Annotated in this window: 10 protein-coding genes and 2 rRNA genes (1 of these 12 running past the window's edge); 7 read left to right on the top strand and 5 right to left on the bottom strand. The window is 60.5% G+C overall.

Annotation, left to right across the window (positions count from 1 at the left end):
* The 5 genes from AC3ISG_RS20570 to recD all read left to right on the top strand — a co-directional run.
* Positions 1-2,588: ribosomal RNA gene (locus tag AC3ISG_RS20570) — 23S ribosomal RNA — on the top strand; it begins 303 nt to the left of the window's first position.
* Positions 2,589-2,734: 146 nt separating this feature from the next.
* Positions 2,735-2,850: ribosomal RNA gene (rrf, locus tag AC3ISG_RS20565) — 5S ribosomal RNA — on the top strand.
* Positions 2,851-3,062: 212 nt separating this feature from the next.
* On the top strand, positions 3,063-6,548 hold the full coding sequence (gene recC, locus AC3ISG_RS20560) for an exodeoxyribonuclease V subunit gamma (RefSeq protein ID WP_489297840.1): 3,486 nt from the start codon (positions 3,063-3,065) through the stop codon (positions 6,546-6,548).
* Positions 6,545-10,243, top strand: a complete 3,699-nt coding sequence (gene recB, locus AC3ISG_RS20555; protein WP_489297839.1) for an exodeoxyribonuclease V subunit beta — start codon at positions 6,545-6,547, stop codon at positions 10,241-10,243. The genes recC and recB overlap by 4 nt, the downstream gene beginning before the upstream one ends.
* On the top strand, positions 10,240-12,327 hold the full coding sequence (gene recD / locus AC3ISG_RS20550; protein WP_489297838.1) for an exodeoxyribonuclease V subunit alpha: 2,088 nt from the start codon (positions 10,240-10,242) through the stop codon (positions 12,325-12,327). Before recB ends, recD begins: the two co-directional genes overlap by 4 nt.
* Positions 12,328-12,330: 3 nt before the next feature.
* On the opposite strand, the gene AC3ISG_RS20545 is transcribed toward recD, so the two are convergent.
* From AC3ISG_RS20545 to AC3ISG_RS20525, 5 genes are all read right to left on the bottom strand, one after another.
* Entirely contained in the window at positions 12,331-13,881 is a 1,551-nt protein-coding gene (locus tag AC3ISG_RS20545; protein ID WP_489297837.1) for an amino acid ABC transporter permease/ATP-binding protein, read from the bottom strand.
* A 167-nt stretch (positions 13,882-14,048) separates the two neighbouring features.
* Entirely contained in the window at positions 14,049-14,867 is an 819-nt protein-coding gene (locus AC3ISG_RS20540) for an ABC transporter substrate-binding protein (RefSeq protein WP_489297836.1), read from the bottom strand.
* A 74-nt stretch (positions 14,868-14,941) separates the two neighbouring features.
* A complete protein-coding gene (locus AC3ISG_RS20535; RefSeq protein ID WP_489297835.1) occupies positions 14,942-16,006 on the bottom strand; it encodes an isopenicillin N synthase family dioxygenase in 1,065 nt (354 codons plus the stop codon).
* Positions 16,007-16,019: 13 nt separating this feature from the next.
* Positions 16,020-16,871, bottom strand: coding sequence for a sugar phosphate isomerase/epimerase family protein (locus tag AC3ISG_RS20530; RefSeq protein WP_489297834.1), 852 nt, complete (start codon positions 16,869-16,871; stop codon positions 16,020-16,022).
* A 423-nt stretch (positions 16,872-17,294) separates the two neighbouring features.
* Positions 17,295-18,242 (bottom strand): LysR family transcriptional regulator, encoded by a 948-nt coding sequence (locus AC3ISG_RS20525; protein WP_489297833.1) that lies wholly within the window; start codon positions 18,240-18,242, stop codon positions 17,295-17,297.
* A gap of 186 nt (positions 18,243-18,428) precedes the next feature.
* On the opposite strand from AC3ISG_RS20525, the gene AC3ISG_RS20520 reads away from it, so the two are divergent.
* Together AC3ISG_RS20520 and AC3ISG_RS20515 are read left to right on the top strand one after the other, a co-directional pair.
* Positions 18,429-19,757, top strand: coding sequence for an MFS transporter (locus AC3ISG_RS20520; protein WP_489297832.1), 1,329 nt, complete (start codon positions 18,429-18,431; stop codon positions 19,755-19,757).
* Positions 19,758-19,813: 56 nt separating this feature from the next.
* Positions 19,814-21,340 (top strand): CoA-acylating methylmalonate-semialdehyde dehydrogenase, encoded by a 1,527-nt coding sequence (locus tag AC3ISG_RS20515; RefSeq protein WP_272632519.1) that lies wholly within the window; start codon positions 19,814-19,816, stop codon positions 21,338-21,340.
* Positions 21,341-21,363 lie beyond the last annotated feature (23 nt).

The raw sequence follows: 21,363 nt of genomic DNA, 5'->3' as shown, positions 1-21,363 counted from the left end.
AAGTGCGGCCATAGTGGGTGATAGCCCTGTACGCGAAAATCTCTTGTCAATGAAATCGAGTAGGACGGGGCACGAGAAACCTTGTCTGAACATGGGGGGACCATCCTCCAAGGCTAAATACTACTGACTGACCGATAGTGAACCAGTACCGTGAGGGAAAGGCGAAAAGAACCGCGGAGAGCGGAGTGAAATAGATCCTGAAACCGTATGCGTACAAGCAGTGGGAGCCCACTTTGTTGGGTGACTGCGTACCTTTTGTATAATGGGTCAGCGACTTATTTTCAGTGGCGAGCTTAACCGAATAGGGGAGGCGTAGCGAAAGCGAGTCTTAATAGGGCGTCTAGTCGCTGGGAATAGACCCGAAACCGGGCGATCTATCCATGGGCAGGTTGAAGGTTGGGTAACACTAACTGGAGGACCGAACCGACTACCGTTGAAAAGTTAGCGGATGACCTGTGGATCGGAGTGAAAGGCTAATCAAGCTCGGAGATAGCTGGTTCTCCTCGAAAGCTATTTAGGTAGCGCCTCATGTATCACTGTAGGGGGTAGAGCACTGTTTCGGCTAGGGGGTCATCCCGACTTACCAAACCGATGCAAACTCCGAATACCTACAAGTGCCGAGCATGGGAGACACACGGCGGGTGCTAACGTCCGTCGTGAAAAGGGAAACAACCCAGACCGTCAGCTAAGGTCCCAAAGTCATGGTTAAGTGGGAAACGATGTGGGAAGGCTTAGACAGCTAGGAGGTTGGCTTAGAAGCAGCCACCCTTTAAAGAAAGCGTAATAGCTCACTAGTCGAGTCGGCCTGCGCGGAAGATGTAACGGGGCTCAAACCATGCACCGAAGCTACGGGTATCACGCAAGTGATGCGGTAGAGGAGCGTTCTGTAAGCCTGTGAAGGTGAGTTGAGAAGCTTGCTGGAGGTATCAGAAGTGCGAATGCTGACATGAGTAACGACAATGGGTGTGAAAAACACCCACGCCGAAAGACCAAGGTTTCCTGCGCAACGTTAATCGACGCAGGGTTAGTCGGTCCCTAAGGCGAGGCTGAAAAGCGTAGTCGATGGAAAACAGGTTAATATTCCTGTACTTCTGGTTATTGCGATGGAGGGACGGAGAAGGCTAGGCCAGCCTGGCGTTGGTTGTCCAGGTTTAAGGTGGTAGGCTGAAATCTTAGGTAAATCCGGGGTTTCAAGGCCGAGAGCTGATGACGAGTGTTCTTTAGAACACGAAGTGGTTGATGCCATGCTTCCAAGAAAAGCTTCTAAGCTTCAGGTAACCAGGAACCGTACCCCAAACCGACACAGGTGGTTGGGTAGAGAATACCAAGGCGCTTGAGAGAACTCGGGTGAAGGAACTAGGCAAAATGGCACCGTAACTTCGGGAGAAGGTGCGCCGGTGAGGGTGAAGGACTTGCTCCGTAAGCTCATGCCGGTCGAAGATACCAGGCCGCTGCGACTGTTTATTAAAAACACAGCACTCTGCAAACACGAAAGTGGACGTATAGGGTGTGACGCCTGCCCGGTGCCGGAAGGTTAATTGATGGGGTTAGCTAACGCGAAGCTCTTGATCGAAGCCCCGGTAAACGGCGGCCGTAACTATAACGGTCCTAAGGTAGCGAAATTCCTTGTCGGGTAAGTTCCGACCTGCACGAATGGCGTAACGATGGCGGCGCTGTCTCCACCCGAGACTCAGTGAAATTGAAATCGCTGTGAAGATGCAGTGTATCCGCGGCTAGACGGAAAGACCCCGTGAACCTTTACTATAGCTTTGCACTGGACTTTGAATTTGCTTGTGTAGGATAGGTGGGAGGCTTTGAAGCGTGGACGCCAGTCTGCGTGGAGCCAACCTTGAAATACCACCCTGGCAACTTTGAGGTTCTAACTCAGGTCCGTTATCCGGATCGAGGACAGTGTATGGTGGGTAGTTTGACTGGGGCGGTCTCCTCCTAAAGAGTAACGGAGGAGTACGAAGGTGCGCTCAGACCGGTCGGAAATCGGTCGTAGAGTATAAAGGCAAAAGCGCGCTTGACTGCGAGACAGACACGTCGAGCAGGTACGAAAGTAGGTCTTAGTGATCCGGTGGTTCTGTATGGAAGGGCCATCGCTCAACGGATAAAAGGTACTCCGGGGATAACAGGCTGATACCGCCCAAGAGTTCATATCGACGGCGGTGTTTGGCACCTCGATGTCGGCTCATCACATCCTGGGGCTGAAGCCGGTCCCAAGGGTATGGCTGTTCGCCATTTAAAGTGGTACGCGAGCTGGGTTTAGAACGTCGTGAGACAGTTCGGTCCCTATCTGCCGTGGACGTTTGAGATTTGAGAGGGGCTGCTCCTAGTACGAGAGGACCGGAGTGGACGAACCTCTGGTGTTCCGGTTGTCACGCCAGTGGCATTGCCGGGTAGCTATGTTCGGAAAAGATAACCGCTGAAAGCATCTAAGCGGGAAACTTGCCTCAAGATGAGATCTCACTGGAACCTTGAGTTCCCTGAAGGGCCGTCGAAGACTACGACGTTGATAGGTTGGGTGTGTAAGCGCTGTGAGGCGTTGAGCTAACCAATACTAATTGCCCGTGAGGCTTGACCATATAACACCCAAGCAATCTGCAGAAAGACAGCAGATTGCGGTGTGTGAAGACGCATGAAGACGAAAGTTTGCGAACACACAAGCTGTACCTTGATCACATACCCGATTTGCTGAAGCGTTCGAGAGGACGAGTCAGTACCCGAATTTCTTGACGACCATAGAGCGTTGGAACCACCTGATCCCATCCCGAACTCAGCAGTGAAACGATGCATCGCCGATGGTAGTGTGGGGTTTCCCCATGTGAGAGTAGGTCATCGTCAAGATTAAATTCCGAAACCCCATTTGCGAAAGCAGATGGGGTTTTGTTTTTGCGCGCGAAAAAGCTGGTAACCACTTCTGCGCAACTCGTCAGCCCCCAAACGCGGGTTGCCGTCCGACGCAACAAGAACGACCGATCAAGAATGACCGATAAAGAAACCTCTCCCTCTCCCTCTGTTAATCTTCTCCCTCTTTTGAAAGACCAAGGGACGCAGCTATGCCGGTGACATCCAATCTCAACCCCGGGTTTATGGTGGTCCATGGGAATCGCCTGGATGAGCTGCGTGGCCTTGTGGTGTCATGGATGCGACGTTATCCCCTGACGCCCCTTGAAAATGAGGTAGCGCTGGTACAAAGCAACGGTATTGCGCAGTGGCTGAAGCTCGCCTTGGCAGAAGATGCACAGGACGATGATCAAGGTGGTTGCGGTATCGCCGCCGCGATCGATGTGCAGCTCCCTGGCAGCTTTATGTGGCAGCTGTACCGTGCGGTGTTGGGCAAGGCCGAAATTCCGGAAACCTCGTTACTTGATAAAGCTCCCCTGACCTGGCGTTTAATGCGTCTATTACCCGGACTGATCAATCAGCCACACTTCGAGCCCCTGCGGCGATTCCTGACAGCCGACACTGACCTGCGCAAGCGCTACCAGCTCTCCGAGCGGCTCGCTGACCTCTTCGACCAATATCAGGTGTACCGCGCCGACTGGCTGGAAGATTGGGCTGATGGCAAGCATCAACTCAGGACCGGCCGGGGAGAACCAAAGCCGCTGAAAGCAGAGAACTGCTGGCAAGCCGAACTGTGGGGTGCACTGCTCCATGATGTCGGGGCAGAGGGCATGGCCCAGAGCCGCGCGGGGGTGCATCAGCGTTACATCGAACGTATCAACAGCCTGACCGAGGCACCGGCGGGTTTGCCGGCGCGAGTGATCGTCTTCGGGATTTCGTCATTGCCCGCTCAGGCATTGGAAGCGCTCGCCGGGCTGGCTCGTTTCAGCCAGGTCCTGCTCTGTGTTCACAACCCTTGCCGCCATCACTGGGCAGACATCGTGGCTGACAAGGATCTCCTGCGTCACGAATACAAACGCCAGACACGAAAACCCGGCATGCCAGTGGTGCTGAACCCTGATGCGCTGCACCAGCACGCTCATCCGTTGCTGGCGGCCTGGGGCAAGCAGGGTCGTGACTACATTAATCTCCTCGACAGCCATGATGACCCGACCAGCTACCGATCAATCTTTCGCGACGGGCGCATCGACCTGTTCAGCGAGAGCGAACCTACGACTCTCCTGAACCAGCTCCAAGACGATATCCTTGAGCTGCGCCCCTTGAGCGAGACCCGCGAAGTCTGGCCAGCCGTGGACATCAAGACCGATCGCTCGATTCGCTTTCATGTCGCTCACAGTGCTCAGCGCGAAGTGGAGGTGCTGCATGACCAACTGCTCGCGCGCTTCAGCAAAGATCCGGACCTTCGTCCTCGGGACGTCATCGTCATGGTGCCGGACATCGACAGCTACGCCCCCCACATTCGCGCAGTCTTCGGCCAACTGGATCGCGACGACCGCCGCTTTATTCCGTTCACCCTCGCCGACCAAGGCCAACGTGGCCGTGATCCGCTGCTGATCGCCGTGGAGCACTTGCTAAAGATTCCGGACAGCCGATTCCCGGTCAGTGAAATTCTCGATCTGCTGGACGTTCCCGCTTTACGAGCGCGCTTCGGCATTGATGAGCGAGACCTGCCAACCCTGCACCGCTGGATTGAGGGGGCGGGCGTGCGCTGGGGGCTCAATGCTAAGCAGCGTGAGGGGCTGGGGCTGCCGGAACAGCTTGAGCAGAACAGCTGGCACTTTGGTCTGCGTCGCATGTTGCTGGGCTACGCCGTCGGTGCGGGTGCCGCTTACGACGGCATTCAGCCCTATGACGAAATCGGCGGGCTGGATGCGGCCCTGATTGGCCCTCTCGTATCCCTGATCGACGCGCTTCAGGTTGCGCACAATGAACTCTCACAGCCTGCGACGCCGGCGATGTGGGGCGCGCGCCTTCAGGCGATCATGCAGCTGTTCTTCATGGCCGACAGTGAGCACGACGACTACCTGCTCAGTCAGCTGGAAACCCTGCGTGAAACCTGGCTGCAGACCTGCGAGAACGTTGGCCTTGAAGAAGAGTTGCCGTTGACGGTCGTGCGTGAAGCCTGGCTGGCCGGGCTGGACCAAGGGCGGTTGTCCCAACGCTTTCTGGCCGGCTCGGTCAACTTCTGCACGCTGATGCCGATGCGCGCGATTCCTTTCAAAATCGTCTGCCTGCTCGGTATGAACGACGGCGATTACCCACGCGCGCAACCGCCGCTGGATTTCGATCTGATGGGCAGCGATTACCGTCCCGGCGACCGTTCCCGGCGCGAGGATGATCGTTATCTGCTATTGGAAGCGCTGCTTTCAGCCCGTGATCAGCTGTACATCAGCTGGGTAGGACGCAGCATTCGCGATAACTCCGAGCGGCCGGCGTCGGTGCTCATCGGGCAGCTGCGCGATCATCTGTCCAGCGGTTGGCGGCTGGCCGACGCCATCGAGCCCGAAGACGATAAAAAGCGTGATCCGGGCCAGCAGTTGCTGCACAAACTCACTGTCGAGCATCCGCTGCAGCCGTTCAGTGCCAAATACTTCCAGGAGAACCCGGAGTTCTTCAGCTTTGCCCGCGAGTGGCAGGTGCTGCACGAAGCTGTCACCGAAGCAGGGGAAACCAAAGCCCTGCAGAAGCACCTGCAGGAAGAGCCGCTTAGCCTGATGCAGTTGCAGGACTTCCTGCGCAATCCGGTCAAGCACTTCTTCAGTCAGCGCTTGAAGATATTCTTCGAAGTTGCCGAAGCGCCCTTGGCGGACGAGGAGCCTTTCGTGCTCGACGGGCTTGAGCGCTACGGCCTCAGCGACAGCTTGTTGCAAGCGGCGCTCACAGATCCCGAGCACATTCAGGAATCGCTCCATGCACAAGCGACGCGCTTGCAGGGCAGCGGACTGCTGCCGATGGCCGGGTTCGGCACCTTGTTGCAGGATGAACTGATCGAGCCCCTGCCGGATCTGGTCGCCCGCTATCACGAGTTGCTGATTCGCTGGCCGGTGCGGCTGCACAGCGCGCTGCCGATCAGTTATGAGCATCAGGGCGTCGAGCTCGATGGCTGGGTCGATGGGCTTTATCAGAACCCTCAGAACGAGTTACTCGCGATCACCGCTATCCCCAATGCCATTGCCAGCAAGAAGACGCGCAAGTGGCATCGTCTGACCAAGCCGTGGGTGAACCATCTGGTGGCCTGCGCGTGCGATCTGCCGTTGACCACCGCGCTGGTGGCCAGCGACGAGACACTTTTGTTGCCGCCGCTGGACAAGGACACTGCAACGCGAACGCTGAACGACCTGCTGCTGGCCTGGCATCAGGGCATGCAGCGGCCGCTGCCGATCGCGGTCAAGACGGCCTTCGCCTGGCTGGGGCAGAACGACGAAATCAAAGCCGAAGCCGCCGCGCGCAAGGCCTATGAAGGCGATGGCCAGAACAGCAATGGCGAGCGTGCCGAAAGCACCGCCCTGGCGCGTCAGTTCCCGGACTTCGATGCATTGTTGGGCAGCGAAGAGTTCGTGGGTTGGTGCGAGGCGTTATACAAGCCCATTTTTGAAGCGCCTTGGCAGGTACTTTCTCGCCAGGAGGCCGGCGCATGAGTGACGCACAACAACCATTGGCCCTGCGCTTCCCGCTGAAAGGCAGCCAGCTGATTGAAGCCAGCGCCGGCACCGGCAAGACGTTCACCATCTCGGCGCTGTACCTGCGTCTGGTGTTGGGGCATGGCAGCGAGGACTCAGGTTTTGGCCGTGAGCTGTTGCCGCCGCAGATCCTGGTGGTGACATTTACCGACGCGGCGACCAAGGAACTGCGCGACCGTATTCGTACGCGACTGGCCGAAGCCGCGCGGTTCTTCCGTGAAGAAATCGAAGCGCCCGACGCGTTGATCGCCGGTTTGCGTGACGAGTTTGCCATCAAGCAATGGCCCGGCTGCGCCAGTCGTCTCGACATCGCGGCGCAGTGGATGGACGAGGCGGCAGTTTCGACCATTCACAGCTGGTGCCAACGCATGCTGCGCGAGCACGCCTTCGACAGCGGCAGCCTGTTCACCCAGAGCCTGGAAACCGATCACACCGATTTGCTGAGCGAAGTGCTGCGCGATTACTGGCGCAAGTTCTGCTACCCCATGAGCGATGACGCGCTGATCTGGGTGCGCGAGAACTGGAGCGGCCCTGCGGCGTTGTTGCCAAGGGTGCGCGCGTTGTTCGGCAGTGAGCGGGCGAGCGTGACGCAAAGCCCGACGCAGCTCATCGAGCAATCGATTCAAGAGCGGCGCGAAACCCTCCGCCAGCTCAAGGCGCCATGGGCCAACTGGGCCGCGGAGCTGCATGCGATCTGCATCGACGGCGTCGCGTGCAAAGTGGTCGACGGTCGCAAGATGCAGGAACGTTATTTCAGGCCCTGGTTCGACAAACTGATTGCCTGGGCCAATGACGATGAGCAAGAGCAACTGGACCTCGGCACCGGTTTCACCAGGCTGACGCCCGACGGCATTGCCGAAGCGTGGAAGAATAATCCGCCGTCGCACCCCGCTTTCGAAGCGATGGTCGAGCTCAAGGTGGCGCTGGACACGCTGCCAACGCCCGATGCGGCGGTGCTCGAACACGCTGCGCAATGGGTCGGTGCGCGCTTTGAAGAAGAGAAGCGGCGCCGCGCTGAAATGGGTTTCGACGACATGCTGCTGCGGCTGGACGCTGCATTGCGCGGCAGCGGCGGCGAGCGCCTGGCGACGCTGATCCGCGAGCAGTTTCCGGTCGCGTTGATCGATGAATTCCAAGACACCGACCCGGTGCAGTACCGCATTTTCGACAGCATCTACCGGCTTGAGGCCAACGACGAAAGCACCGGGCTGTTCCTCATTGGCGACCCGAAGCAGGCGATCTACGCTTTTCGCGGCGCGGACATCTACACCTACCTGCGCGCCCGACAGGCCACCACCGGCCGCTTGCACACGCTGGGCACTAACTTCCGTTCCAGCCACGCGATGGTCGATGCGGTGAACCACGTGTTCACGCGCGCGGAGACGAGCGAGGCCGGTCGCGGTGCGTTCCTTTTCCGCACGCCCGAGGACAATCCCGTGCCGTTTCTGGCGGTCGGGTCTCAGGGCCGTAAAGAGACGTTGCAGGTCGACGGGCAAGTGCTTGCGGCGCTCAACGTCTGGCAGCTGGAAACCGATCAGCCGGTGTCGGGCACGGTTTATCGTCAGCAACTGGCGGCGAGTTGCGCCAGTGAGATCGTCCGTTTGCTCAACGCCGGGCAGCAAGAGCAAGCAGGTTTTGCGAAAGCTGGCGAGCCGCTAAAAAAGCTGATGCCCGCCGACATCGCGATTCTGGTACGTGACGGCAAGGAAGCGCAGGCGGTGAGAGGCGAGCTGTCGGCGCGTGGTGTGCGCAGTGTGTATCTCTCGGACAAAGACTCGGTGTTCGCGGCGCAAGAGGCCCATGACCTGCTCGCCTGGCTCAAGGCCTGCGCCGAGCCTGACGCTGAGCGAACCTTGCGCGCGGCCTTGGCCTGCATCACCCTTGCGTTGCCGCTGGCCGAACTTGAGCTGCTGAATCAGGACGAACTGGCGTGGGAAAACCGCGTGATGCAGTTCCGCGATTACCGACGCATCTGGCGCACCCAAGGCGTGCTGCCCATGCTGCGTCGGCTGCTGCACGACTTCAAATTGCCCCAGGCGTTGGTTCAGCGAACCGATGGCGAGCGTGTACTGACCAACTTGCTGCACCTCAGCGAACTGATGCAGCAGGCGGCCGCCGAGCTGGACGGCGAGCAGGCGCTGATTCGTCATCTGAGCGAGCATTTGGCGTTGTCCGGTCAGGCGGGAGAAGAGCAGATCCTGCGCCTCGAAAGCGATGAACAACTGGTCAAGGTGGTGACCATCCACAAGTCCAAAGGCCTGGAATACCCGCTGGTGTTTCTGCCCTTCATCTGCTCAACGAAGCCGGTGGATGGCAGCCGTCTGCCGCTGCACTTCCATGACGCCGAAGGCCACGCGCAGATCAGTCTCAAACCCACGCCTGCGCTAATCGAGCAGGCGGACGACGAGCGTCTGGCGGAAGACCTGCGTCTGCTTTATGTGGCCCTGACCCGCGCGCAACACGCCTGCTGGCTGGGCGTTGCCGATCTCAAACGCGGCAGCAACAGCGCCTCGATACTGCACCGCTCGGCACTGGGCTATTTGCTCGGCGGCGGGCAGAAGCTGGCTGATTCGGTAGCGTTGGGCCAGTGGCTGCGTTCGCTGGCAGACGATCATCCCGCCGTTAAGGTTGAGCCTGTGCCGTTACCCACCACAGAGTCCTTCAGCGCGCCGCGCAACGAGGTCGCGTTGAGCAAGCCGCGCGTGCCCCGACGCAGCGCCCGGGAGAACTGGTGGATTGCGTCCTACAGCGCGCTCCGCATTGGCGACACCATCACCGACAGCGGCGATCAGTCGCCGGACAGCCCCCAGGCGCAGAAGCTGTTCGACGATGAGCGTCTCGACCCGGAGGCCCCGCGAGAGGTGATGGTCAGCGGAGGGGATATCCACCGATTCCCGCGTGGCCCGAACCCCGGCACCTTTCTGCACGGCCTGCTGGAATGGGCCGGCGAGAAGGGCTTTGCCGAGGCGGCTGCCGATCCACTGGCGCTGGAGAAAGTTGTCGCCCAACGCTGCAACCGTCGCGACTGGAAAGGCTGGATCAACACGCTGACCGACTGGCTGCAACATCTGCTGACCCTGCCGCTGCGTTTGGGCACGGATGCGCAGCCCATGGCCTTGTGCGAGCTGGATCAGCCGAACCAGTACCGCGTCGAAATGGAGTTCTGGTTCGCCTGCTCGAAGGTCGATGTGGCGCAGATGGACGCGCTGGTTCGTCGCTACACCCACAACGGTGCGCCGAGGGCGGCGGCAGAAACGGTCTCGCTCAACGGCATGTTCAAGGGCTTCATCGACCTGACGTTCGAGCACGAAGGTTGTTACTTTGTTGCCGATTACAAATCCAACTGGCTCGGCGTCGACGACGATGCCTACACCGAGCAGGCGATGGAACACTCGATTCTGGACAACCGCTACGACCTGCAATACGTGCTCTACCTCCTGGCCTTGCACCGTCAGCTCAAGGCGCGGCTCGCCGATTACGATTACGACCGGCACATGGGCGGCGCGGTGTATCTGTTCGTGCGCGGCAGCCGTGCGGCGAGTCAGGGTGCGTGGTTTACAAGACCGCCCCGCGAACTGATCGAAAGTCTCGATCTGCTGTTTCAGGGCCGAGCGCCGATCACGGAAGACGTGCTGTCAGGAGACCTCGTATGAACCGCACCTTCGCCCACTTGATGCCCACGGCGCTGGACGCCGAAAGCCTGGCCGACCTGAAACCCCTCAGCCGCGTGGAGGATTTGCTGCTGTTGCTGCAGCGCTGGGTCGAACGCGGCTGGTTGCGCGCGTTGGACAAGGCCTTCGTGGCGTTTCTGGCTGACCTTGATCCTGCCGCCGATTCGCTTGTGCTGTTGGCGGCCACGCTGACCAGTCACCAGTTGGGTCACGGCCACGTCTGCCTGGACCTCTACGAAACTCTGAAAGAGCCGGACTTCGCCTTGTCGCTGCCGCCGGAGGGCGATGTGTTGTCGACGCCGATGCTGTTGCCGTCCTCGCTGCTCAAATCCCTCGACGGCGCGACATGGTGCAAGGCGCTGGAAGCCAGCGCGCTGGTGGCTCACGCCGGGGATGTCAGCGAAGCGGCGGCGCAAAGGCCATTGGTTTTATCCGACCGGCGCCTGTATCTGCGCCGTTACTGGACGTACGAGCGACGGATCGATGCCGCGTTGCGTCGGCGGCTGGCTCAGGTGGAAACGGGGTTCAACGATCTGCCCCAGCGTCTGGACGCGCTGTTCGGCCCGGCCAATCACGCACCTGACGCCGTGATCGACTGGCAAAAGCTGGCCTGCGCCTTGGCAACCCGAGGCGCTTTCAGCATCATCACTGGCGGCCCCGGCACGGGGAAGACCACCACGGTCGTGCGTTTGCTGGCGCTGCTGCAATCGCCAGCAGTGGAGCGCGGCAAGCCGTTGCGTATTCGTCTGGCGGCACCGACCGGCAAAGCCGCGGCACGGCTGACCGAGTCGATCAGTCATCAGGTGCAGTCGCTGCAAGTGCCGGAAGACGTGCGGCAGAAGATCCCCAGCGAAGTCACGACGGTTCACCGTTTGCTGGGCAGCCGTCCGAGCACACGGCATTTTCGTCATCACGCGGGCAACCCGTTGCCGCTGGACGTGCTGGTGGTGGATGAAGCCTCAATGATTGACCTGGAAATGATGGCCAACCTGCTCGAGGCGTTGCCGCCCCATGCGCGGATGGTGTTGCTGGGGGACAAGGATCAACTGGCGTCGGTTGAGGCCGGCGCGGTGCTCGGCGATTTGTGCCGCGATGCGGAGGCGGGCATGTACAGCCCGCAGACCCAGGGGTGGCTGGAGTCGGTCAGCGGCGAGGATCTTTCCAGAAGCGGCTTGGAGCAAGGCGACGATCAGCATCACGCGTTGGCTCAGCAAGTGGTGATGCTGCGCCACTCCCGGCGCTTCGTCGCGGGCAGCGGCATCGGTCAGTTGGCCAAGCTGGTCAATCAGCAGCAGGACCAGGAAGCGCGCGCATTGCTCGCGGCTCGTCAGCATCCGGACCTGTTTTCCCTGGTGCTCAAGGGTGAGCAGGACCGCGCGCTGTCGCGACTGCTGCTCGACGGTCAAGGCGATGGCCCCCAAGGCTATCGCCATTACCTGGGCGTGATGCACGCGCAGCGGCCGCAAGACCTGACGCAGATCGAAGACCCGCGCTGCGTCGAGTGGGCGCGGCAGGTGCTGAACGCGTTCGATGAGTTCCAGCTGCTGTGTGCCGTGCGTAAAGGGCCGTGGGGTGTGGAAGGGCTGAATCGCCGGATCACGGAAACGCTGTTCAGCGCAGGGCTGATCGAGAGTGATCATCAGTGGTACGAGGGGCGCCCGGTGCTGATGACGCGCAACGACTACGGGCTGGGTTTGATGAACGGCGACATCGGCATTGCCCTGCGCCTGCCCGAGGGGCCGGTCGAGGAGAACCGTCAGGCGCTGCGCGTCGCATTCCCCCGTAACGACGGCAGCGGCGGGGTGCGTTTCGTGCTGCCGAGCCGGCTCAATGACGTGGAAACGGTGTACGCGATGACGGTGCACAAGTCCCAGGGTTCGGAGTTCGCACACACGGCGCTGATTCTGCCGGAGGCGCTGAACCCGGTGCTGACCAAGGAGCTGATCTACACCGGCATCACCCGGGCCAAGCACTGGTTCAGCCTGATCGAGCCGCGTCAGGGCGTGTTTGAAGAAGCGCTGCGGCGCAAGGTCAAGCGCCTGAGCGGGTTGATGTTGGGGCTGTGAGGCTCACGCCTCTTTGAGCGCAGGCGTCTGCTGCGTAACGGCGTGATCCAGTCCCATGAACGTGCGCACGCGCGCGCCGCACTGGTCGGCAAGAATCGTCTGCGGCGCGGCGTCGACTTGCACGATGCCGTTTTCCATGAAGATCACCCGGTCGGAAATCGACAGGGCGAAGTCCATCTCGTGGGTCACGATAAGCATCGTCATGCCTTCTTTCGCCAGCTCGGCGATGACCTTCAGCACGTCGCCCACCAGCTCCGGGTCCAGCGCAGAAGTGGGCTCGTCGAACAGCATGATCTGCGGGTCCATTGCCAGCGCTCGGGCAATCGCCACTCGCTGTTGCTGACCGCCGGATAACTGATGCGGGTATTTGTGCGCGTGGGCCAGCAGCCCGACCTTGTCGAGCAAGGCGTAGGCACGGTGTTGGCTGACTTCCCGGTCGCGACCGTGATAGCGCGGCGCCAAAGTCACGTTGTCGAGAAGGGTGCGGTGGGGGAACAGGTTGAAGTTCTGAAACACCATGCCGATGCGCTGCACGCCGCGGCGGATCTGCGGCGCGTTGGGGTTGTCGCCGGCGTGAATGTAGCCCTCGCCAAACAGGATGATCTCGCCCTTGTCGATGGTCTCCAGGCTGTTGACCGTGCGAATCAGCGAGGTCTTGCCCGAGCCCGATGGGCCAATGATGGAAATGACCTGACCTGCGTCCACCGCCAGATTGATGCCCTTGAGCACTTCATGCTGCCCGTAGCTTTTGTGGATGTTGACCAGTCGCAGCGCCGGCGCCGAGCCCGGTCCTGTTGTCGGCTGGCGTACTACCGCGGGCTGCGCGACCAGGCTGGCGCGCAGGTGAGTCAGGGCGGTGTCGTCGAGGGTCTGCGGCTTGCGATTGCTCAGCTCAAGGTGCTGCTCCAGCCAGTGAAACAGCCAGCCGAATACCGTCACGATCATCACGTAATACACCGCGACGGCCGACAGCGTTTCCATCACCAGAAAGTTTTGCGCGTACAGGCGTTGGCCCACGGTCAGCAGTTCGGTGAGGGAAATCACTGACACCAGCGAGGTCAGTTTCACCACGGTGATGTATTCATTCACCAGCGTTGGCAGGGAGATACGGAACGCCTGCGGGATGACGATCAGACGCTGCAGGCCGATCAGGCCGACACCCAGCGCGCGGCCGGCCTCTTTCTGGCCCTTGGCGACGGAGATCAGGCCGCCGCGGTGAATCTCCGCCATGTACGCCGCTTCCGTAACCACCAGCGCGAGAAGGCCGGAATAGAAGGGATTGGAAAGTACGTCACGGGTGACCGGAAACATCTGCGGCAGGTTATAGGTAAACACCACCAGCACCAGCAGCGGAACACTGCGGAAGAACCAGATATAAATCGACGCTGGAACGCTGATCCAGCGCGCGGTCGACAGCTTGGCCGAGGCCAGCAGGAAACCCAGCAGCATGCCGATGAACCAGCCCAGCGCGCTGAGTTCGATCACGGTGATGCAGGAATCCCAGAAGTCAGCGACCGAGAACAGCGAAAAAAAGTAGGACCATTCAAATTGCATACATACCTCAGCAGGGCGGGGGCCCGGCGGGATTCTCTTATCGGACGCGCTAACCCTGTAGGCGTGAGCTTGCTCGCGATGACTTCGGTACAGCCGACACACCTTCATCGTCTGTCACGGCCAATCGCGAGCAAGCTCACTCCTACACTGGGTTAAGCATCAAACCGTCAGTTGGCGGGCGCTTCCAGGTTGTATTTCTTCAACAGCGCAGCGTATTCGCCGGACTTTTTGGTCTCGTCGAAGGCCTTGAGCAACGCCTGATAAAGCTCGTCATTGCCCTTCTTCACGTAGATGCCAAGCGTCTGCTGATAAATGGAATGCTCGGTGCTGACCACCACGCGGCCCTTGGTGCGTTGGGCGATCATCCCGGCGGCGCCGTCGATTTCCACTTGCGCCTGTACGTTGCCCGACAGCAGCGCCTGGGTGACTTCCGGCGCGGACGGGAATTCGCTGACGGCGACCGGGCCTTTGCCCTTCGGCACGCAGTATTCGGCGGACAGCTTGTTGAACTGGGTGACCCACGTGGTGCCTTTTTCCAGGCCGATTTTCAGCCCGCACAGGTCTTCCGGCACCTTGGGTTTGAGCGGACTGTCCTTGAGCACCATGATCGCCGCGCCGGTCACGGCGTAGGGAATGGTCTGGGCCTGGGTCTGGCGCTCCGGTGTGATGTACATGCCCGAAATGATCGCGTCGTAGTGCCCGGCATTAAGGCTAAGGATCAGGCTGGAGAACTTGGTGTCGACAAACTCCGCTTTGAGGTCCATGTGCTTGGCGAGCAGGCGCGACAGGTCAGGGTCGGCACCGACGACGTTCTTCTTCTCGTCATAGGACTCGAACGGCGGGTAGGTGATCTCCATACCGACCTTGAACTGCCCGGGCGTCACCGTGGTGGCAGCCTGCGCGGCGGTTGCAGCAACGAGGGATGCGCCGAGCACGGCAGAGGTAAGCACGGTCAAGCTGACAGCAGTGTTCAAAGTGTTGCGCATCGTCGGCGACTCCACGTCAGAAAGGTAGGGCTGGGTGTGTTGAGTATTCGGGTGGAACAGGGGGACGCATCGCATCACGATGGGTCCTGTGTCTGGTTCTTCAAATGGCCGAAGCTCGATGGCTTGCGCGCCTTTTCGTACAGCTTGAGTTCGCCGTTCTCGACCTTGCGCCGCAGGTATTGGTAGGTCTGCAACGCCTGACCGAACATGTGCTCGCCGATGGTGATTTCTTCGTAGTCGGCCGTGCCCTTGTCGAACTGCGGAAGGGGTTTGATCTGGGTGTGGAAGTCGCAGGCGAAGAACAGCGGAAACGAATAGCGCTCCTCGCTGACCGTGCGGACCCGATGAGCCGTAGCAACGAACGTACCAGCGGTCATGACCTCCAGCATGTCGCCGATGTTGACCACAAACGCGCCCTCCACCGGGGGGGCGTCGATCCACTCCCCAAGGTCGTTCATCACTTCCAGCCCGGGCTTGTCGGCCAGCAGCATGGTGAAGCACTCGTAATCGGTGTGCGCACCAATTCCGGGCGCGTCCTGAGCGGCGCTGTCGAACGGATAATGAATCAAACGCAGCTTGGAGGGCGGGCGGGTCACCATCGCTTCGAAGTAGCCTTCCTCCAGGCCCAGCGCCAGCGCAAAGCCATCGAACAGGCGGCGGCCCAAGGTAAATACCGCCGCGTAATACGCTTCTACCGCAGGGCGAAAACCGGGCAGGTCCGGCCATTCGTTGGCGCCGATTAGTGGGGTTTTGGCGATCACCAGCGGGTCGTCATCGCCCACTTCGAAACCGATATCGAACGCTTCCTTGTGGTCCGGCTTGCCCTTGGCATAAACCTCTTCGCCCTCGGGCACGAAGCCTTTGTGACTGCGCGAGGTGCCGATGTAATGCTGCATCTTGTATTCAAGGGATTGGGCGAACAGGTCCTTGGCGGCCTGGCGCAGGCCGTCGATCAACGGCGGCGCAATGCCGTGATTCCTGACGTACAGAAAGCCCACTTCGCGCGCCGCCTTGCCCAGTTGGTCGGCGACGGCCTGACGCCGGGCAATGTCGGGGCTGAACAGCCCGGCGATATCGACCACCGGGATGTTGCTGAAGTTGGCGACCTTCGGTGCTGCCGCGTGCGACGGATCTGGCATGACGAAACGCTCCTTATCGGCTTGTTGTGTGGGTGAAGCGCTGGAAATGTTCGCGTTCGGTCTGGCCCATCCACACGTTCAGCGACCAGAGATCGGCCACCGGCACATTGGTGAAGGGCAGGTGATGCAAATAGCCGTCGGCGCCGAATTCAGGCGTCATCGTGCTGACCTGGTAACCGCGGGCCTGCTGGGATTTCCACACGGCTTCCCAGTGCTGCTGATGGAAAGCCAGCTCGCGGGCGTACTCGGGGGCAGCGGGATGCGGGACTTGCGGACCCTGGTCGTAACCGACCCGAGCCTGAATGTGATGAACGCGCTCGACGAACGCGCTGAGGTCGTCTTCCGGGTCGTCGAGCAAACGCTCGCAAGTGACGATCCAGTGGCTGATGTCGCTGGTAAAGCGAAGATCCGGCAGCTGACGGATCAGCTCAAGGGTGAGCCACGGATTGAACAGCGCGCGTGCGCGGTGGGTTTCGAACGCCACTGCCTGACCATGCTTGCGCGCCACCTCCAGCGCCTGACCGAAGAAGTCCACCTGCTGCGGCAATTGCCAGCGGTCGTTGCCGGCCAGCATGTTGACGAAACGCGGCGCCAGTTCGGTTGACCAGGCGAGCTTCTGTTCCAGATCGGTGAGGTGCTCTGCGATGGTTGCTGATTGTTCCGGAAGGACGTCGTAGGCGGTGAACACCGTGGCGATGTAAGGCACGTGATTGGCGCGCAGGAAGGCGCCGAATTCCGCGCGCTCGACAGGCGTCAGTGGCAGGCGTGCTTCCATGCCGTCGAACCCGGCTTCCAGCAACTCGTCCAGCGCCTGGGCCTTGCTGGCGCGGTAGCCCCAGAGCGTGCGGAAGATTTCCAGTTTCATCGAGCGTCCTCAAAGATTGCGTCGTGCGGCTGACGTGTGACCCGAGACAGGGCTCCGCCACGGCACAGGCCAAGACGGGGTACAGCGGCAGTCACATCAGAAAAGGCAATCTTCGGGCCGGGTCTCTAATGGACGGGCTCCTTTATTGGGGCGATCTTAGATTTGGCTGAGGAACGGGAAGAATAGGAAAGCTCAAATGCATAGTTCAGAGATTTCTGAACTATGGCGGTGAGGGGCTTTTTGAATGGAAATCCCGGCCAAACGACGAACTTGTGGGAGCGAGCTTGCTCGCGAATAGGCCGGTACAGCCTCAATACATTCATGGGTAGAAACATTGCATTCGTGAGCAAGCTCACTCCCACAGGATCGCGTTTCATCCGCAGGCAAGTTGGGCGCTACCCCTACCTGCAGCCGACTTTTCGTTCAGTCCACAAACGTCATCCGCCCGGTCTTGCCTAACAGAAACCCCTGATTGCGCTCGGTAGCCTCACGGATGTAATCCCACAGCAACGTAATCCGCTTGAGCTTCCTCAAGTCCTCCCGGCAATACATCCAGAACTGCCGCGTGATATCCACCTCGCTCTCCAGCACGGGCAGCAGTCGAGCATCTTGCGCCGCGAGAAAGCACGGCAGGATCGCCAGCGCTCGTCCCTGTAGCGCGGCGACGTATTGGGCGATGACGCTGGTGCTGCGCAGGGTGGCGTGGGCGCCGGGGAGCAGGTTGCTGAGGTAGAGCAATTCCGAACTGAAGGCCAGGTCGTCGACGTAGCTGATAAACGGATGGTCGGCGAGGTCTTCGGTCTTGTGGATCGGCGCGTGATTGTCGAGATACGCCTGAGTGGCGTAGAGCCTCAGGCTGTAGTCGCACAGCTTGCAGCACACGTAAGGCCCGTGCTCCGGACGCTCCAGCGCGATGACGATATCGGCCTCGCGCTTGGACAGGCTGATGAAGTGCGGCAGCGGCAGGATGTCGACAGAGATGGCCGGGTACGTGTCGGTGAAGTGACTGAGTTGCGGGGTGATGAAGAAGCTGCCGAAGCCTTCGGTACAGCCCATGCGCACGCGCCCCGACAGCGCGACGCCGGAGCCGGAAACCTGCTCGCAGGCGATGTGCAGCGTGCTTTCGATGGACTCCGCCGCGCCCAGCAATCGCTGGCCTTCAGCGGTGAGGATGAAGCCGTTGTTGCGGGATTTCTCGAACAGCAACGTGCCCAGTGAAGTCTCCAGAGAGCTGATCCGTCGCGACACCGTGGTGTAGTCCACCGCGAGGCGCTTGGCCGCAGAACTGGCCTTGCGCGTGCGCGCCACTTCGAGAAAAAACTTCAGGTCATCCCAGTTCAGCGCGCTCAGGGATGTGATGTTTTTTTGCATGTTGAACCTGCTTTTATGTGCGTTCTTATTAGAAGTTTGCACATCTATACTCCGAAGCGCGGCCGGATCCAACCTGCCCGTCAACGCTTGTTGCAGCAGCTGAAACCAACGAGGTAACGCCCCGGTAAATCGCCCCAACCCACATGCCATAACACCCTGCACAACAATAAATAAGCGGAGGAGTTTATGAAGAACGCTATTACGGCGGACGCTGGCGCACTCGATGCCAGCCCCGTGAAAAATGCCCGATCCTACCGGCTTGCCGGCGCGGCGAGCATGGCCGGCACGACCATCGAGTGGTACGACTTTTTCCTCTACGGCACGGCTGCCGCACTGATCTTCAACAAGATTTTCTTCCCTGCACTGGACCCGATCATCGGTGTGCTGGCGGCGTTCGCCACCTACGCCGTGGGCTTTCTCGGTCGGCCACTGGGCGGCATCGTGTTCGGCCATTTCGGTGACAAGATTGGACGCAAGTCCATGCTCCTGTTCACGCTGATGCTGATGGGCATTCCGACCATCATCATCGGCCTGATCCCGACCTACGAGCAGATCGGCTATTGGGCCGCAGTGTTGCTCGTCGCGATGCGTTTCTTGCAGGGCATGGCGGTCGGCGGCGAGTGGGGCGGGGCGGTGCTGATGGCCGTCGAACATGCGCCCGAGGGCCGCAAGGGTTTCTACGGCAGCCTGCCGCAAACCGGCGTTGGCGCAGGGCTGGTACTGGCGTCGCTGGCCATGGGCATGGTCGCCAAACTGCCAGAGGCCGACATGCTCAGTTGGGGCTGGCGCATTCCGTTTCTGGCCAGCGTCGTGCTGCTGGGCGTGGGGTGGTTGATTCGCCTGAAAGTCCCGGAATCGCCCGATTTCGAGAAGCTCAAGAAAGACAACATCGCCGTCAAGGTGCCGCTGTTCAAAGTGTTCCGCGAACACCCGAAAGAAACCCTGACCATCATCGGCGCGCGTACGGCCGAGAACGCCTGGTTTTACATGTCGGTGACCTTCGCACTGGCGTACGCCGCCAACCAGTTGCTCATCCCCCGCGCTGAAGTGCTGAGCGCGATCACTGCTGGCGCTGCGCTGTCCCTAGTGACCATGCCGCTGTGTGGGCACCTGTCCGACAAGGTCGGTCAGAAGCGTCTGTATTTCGCCGGGCTTCTGCTGCTCTGCGCCTTCGTTTATCCGTTCTTCGCCATGCTTGGCACCCGCGAACCGCAGATGGTGTGGTGGGCGATGGTGCTGGCGGTGGGCGTGGTCTTCCCGATCCTGTATGCGCCGGAATCCCTGCTATTTGCACGTCAATTTCCGGCGGAAATTCGCTACAGCGGCATCTCCGTCTCGGTGCAGTTGGCGGGCGTCCTGGGCGGCGGATTTGCGCCAATGATCGCCACGCAGTTGCTGGCCATGGGCGGCGGCAGTCCGCACTACGTGATCGTTTATCTGATCGGCATGGCGCTGGTGGCATTGGTCTGTACCGCGCTGATGAAGCGTGATCCCCCTCGCCATCGCGCTGCCTGAAATCGACTTTTTAAGCGCACCCACGCTGGCGCGCTGCCTTGAATGGAGCACTGGAAATGAACGTGTCACTGAACAAAAACAACACCACCGTGGCCCGCGTGAAGCTGCTGATCGGCGGTGAATGGGTTGAGTCGCAAACCACCGAATGGCTCGACGTGGTCAACCCCGCCACCCAGGAAGTGCTGGCCCACGTGCCGTTCGCAACAGCCACTGAGGTCGATGCCGCTGTCGCCGCCGCGCAAAAGGCATTCACCACCTGGCGGCACACGCCGATTGGCGCCCGCATGCGCATCATGCTCAAGTTGCAGGCGCTGATTCGCGAACATTCCAAGCGCATCGCCGTCGTGCTCAGCGCCGAACAGGGCAAGACGATTGCGGACGCCGAGGGCGATATCTTCCGCGGTCTGGAAGTGGTCGAGCACGCGTGCTCCATCGGCACGCTGCAGATGGGCGAATTCGCTGAAAACGTAGCCGGTGGCGTGGACACCTACACGCTGCGTCAACCCATCGGCGTCTGCGCAGGGATCACGCCGTTCAACTTCCCGGCGATGATTCCGCTGTGGATGTTCCCGATGGCCATCGCCTGCGGCAACACCTTCGTGCTCAAGCCGTCCGAGCAGGACCCGATGTCAACGATGCTGCTGGTGGAACTGGCGGTCGAGGCGGGTGTGCCGGCGGGCGTGCTCAATGTCGTGCACGGCGGCAAAGAAGTGGTCGACGGGATCTGCACCCACAAAGACATCAAGGCGGTGTCCTTCGTCGGTTCGACGGCGGTGGGCACTCACGTTTACGACCTGGCGGGCAAACACGGCAAGCGCGTGCAGTCGATGATGGGCGCCAAGAACCATGCCGTTGTGCTGCCGGATGCCAATCGCGAGCAGACCCTCAACGCACTGGTCGGCGCCGGTTTCGGTGCGGCGGGTCAGCGCTGCATGGCGACGTCGGCGGTGGTGATGGTCGGCGCGTCGAAGCAGTGGATTCCCGATCTGAAGGCGCTGGCGCAGAAGCTCAAGGTGAACGCGGGAAGCGAGGCGGGCACCGATGTCGGGCCGGTGATTTCCAGGCGCGCGAAACAGCGGATTCTCGATCTGATCGAAAGCGGCGTTCAGGAAGGTGCCACGCTTGAACTGGACGGGCGCGACATCACGGTGGCGGGCTACGAGGAAGGCAATTTCGTCGGGCCGACGCTGTTTACCGGCGTGACCACCGAGATGCAGATCTACACTCAGGAAATCTTCGGGCCAGTGCTTGTGGTGCTCGAAGTGGACACGCTGGATCAGGCCATTGCGCTGGTCAACGCCAACCCGTTCGGCAACGGCGTCGGGCTGTTCACCCAGAGCGGTGCGGCAGCACGCAAATTCCAGAGTGAAATCGACGTAGGTCAGGTCGGCATCAACATTCCGATTCCTGTGCCGGTGCCGTTCTTCAGCTTCACCGGTTCGCGCGGTTCGAAGCTGGGGGATCTGGGGCCATACGGCAAGCAGGTGGTGCAGTTCTACACTCAGACCAAGACCGTCACCAGCCGCTGGTTCGATGACGACAGCGTGAATGACGGGGTGAATACGACGATCAATTTGCGTTGAGTGCGACGCGCTTTAAGCGGGCC

Source organism: Pseudomonas sp. GL_135 (assembly GCF_057834665.1).
This window is presented reverse-complemented; position numbering and strand designations above follow the sequence as displayed.

What these genes read in the sequence shown, in the direction of transcription:
- AC3ISG_RS20515 (WP_272632519.1), top strand. Translation starts at nt 19,814, where the DNA reads ATGAACGTGTCACTGAACAAAAACAACACCACCGTGGCCCGCGTGAAG.
- AC3ISG_RS20530 (WP_489297834.1), bottom strand. Translation starts at nt 16,871, where the DNA reads ATGAAACTGGAAATCTTCCGCACGCTCTGGGGCTACCGCGCCAGCAAG.
- AC3ISG_RS20545 (WP_489297837.1), bottom strand. Translation starts at nt 13,881, where the DNA reads ATGCAATTTGAATGGTCCTACTTTTTTTCGCTGTTCTCGGTCGCTGAC.
- recC (WP_489297840.1), top strand. Translation starts at nt 3,063, where the DNA reads ATGCCGGTGACATCCAATCTCAACCCCGGGTTTATGGTGGTCCATGGG.
- recD (WP_489297838.1), top strand. Translation starts at nt 10,240, where the DNA reads ATGAACCGCACCTTCGCCCACTTGATGCCCACGGCGCTGGACGCCGAA.
- AC3ISG_RS20535 (WP_489297835.1), bottom strand. Translation starts at nt 16,006, where the DNA reads ATGCCAGATCCGTCGCACGCGGCAGCACCGAAGGTCGCCAACTTCAGC.
- recB (WP_489297839.1), top strand. Translation starts at nt 6,545, where the DNA reads ATGAGTGACGCACAACAACCATTGGCCCTGCGCTTCCCGCTGAAAGGC.
- AC3ISG_RS20540 (WP_489297836.1), bottom strand. Translation starts at nt 14,867, where the DNA reads ATGCGCAACACTTTGAACACTGCTGTCAGCTTGACCGTGCTTACCTCT.
- AC3ISG_RS20520 (WP_489297832.1), top strand. Translation starts at nt 18,429, where the DNA reads ATGAAGAACGCTATTACGGCGGACGCTGGCGCACTCGATGCCAGCCCC.
- AC3ISG_RS20525 (WP_489297833.1), bottom strand. Translation starts at nt 18,242, where the DNA reads ATGCAAAAAAACATCACATCCCTGAGCGCGCTGAACTGGGATGACCTG.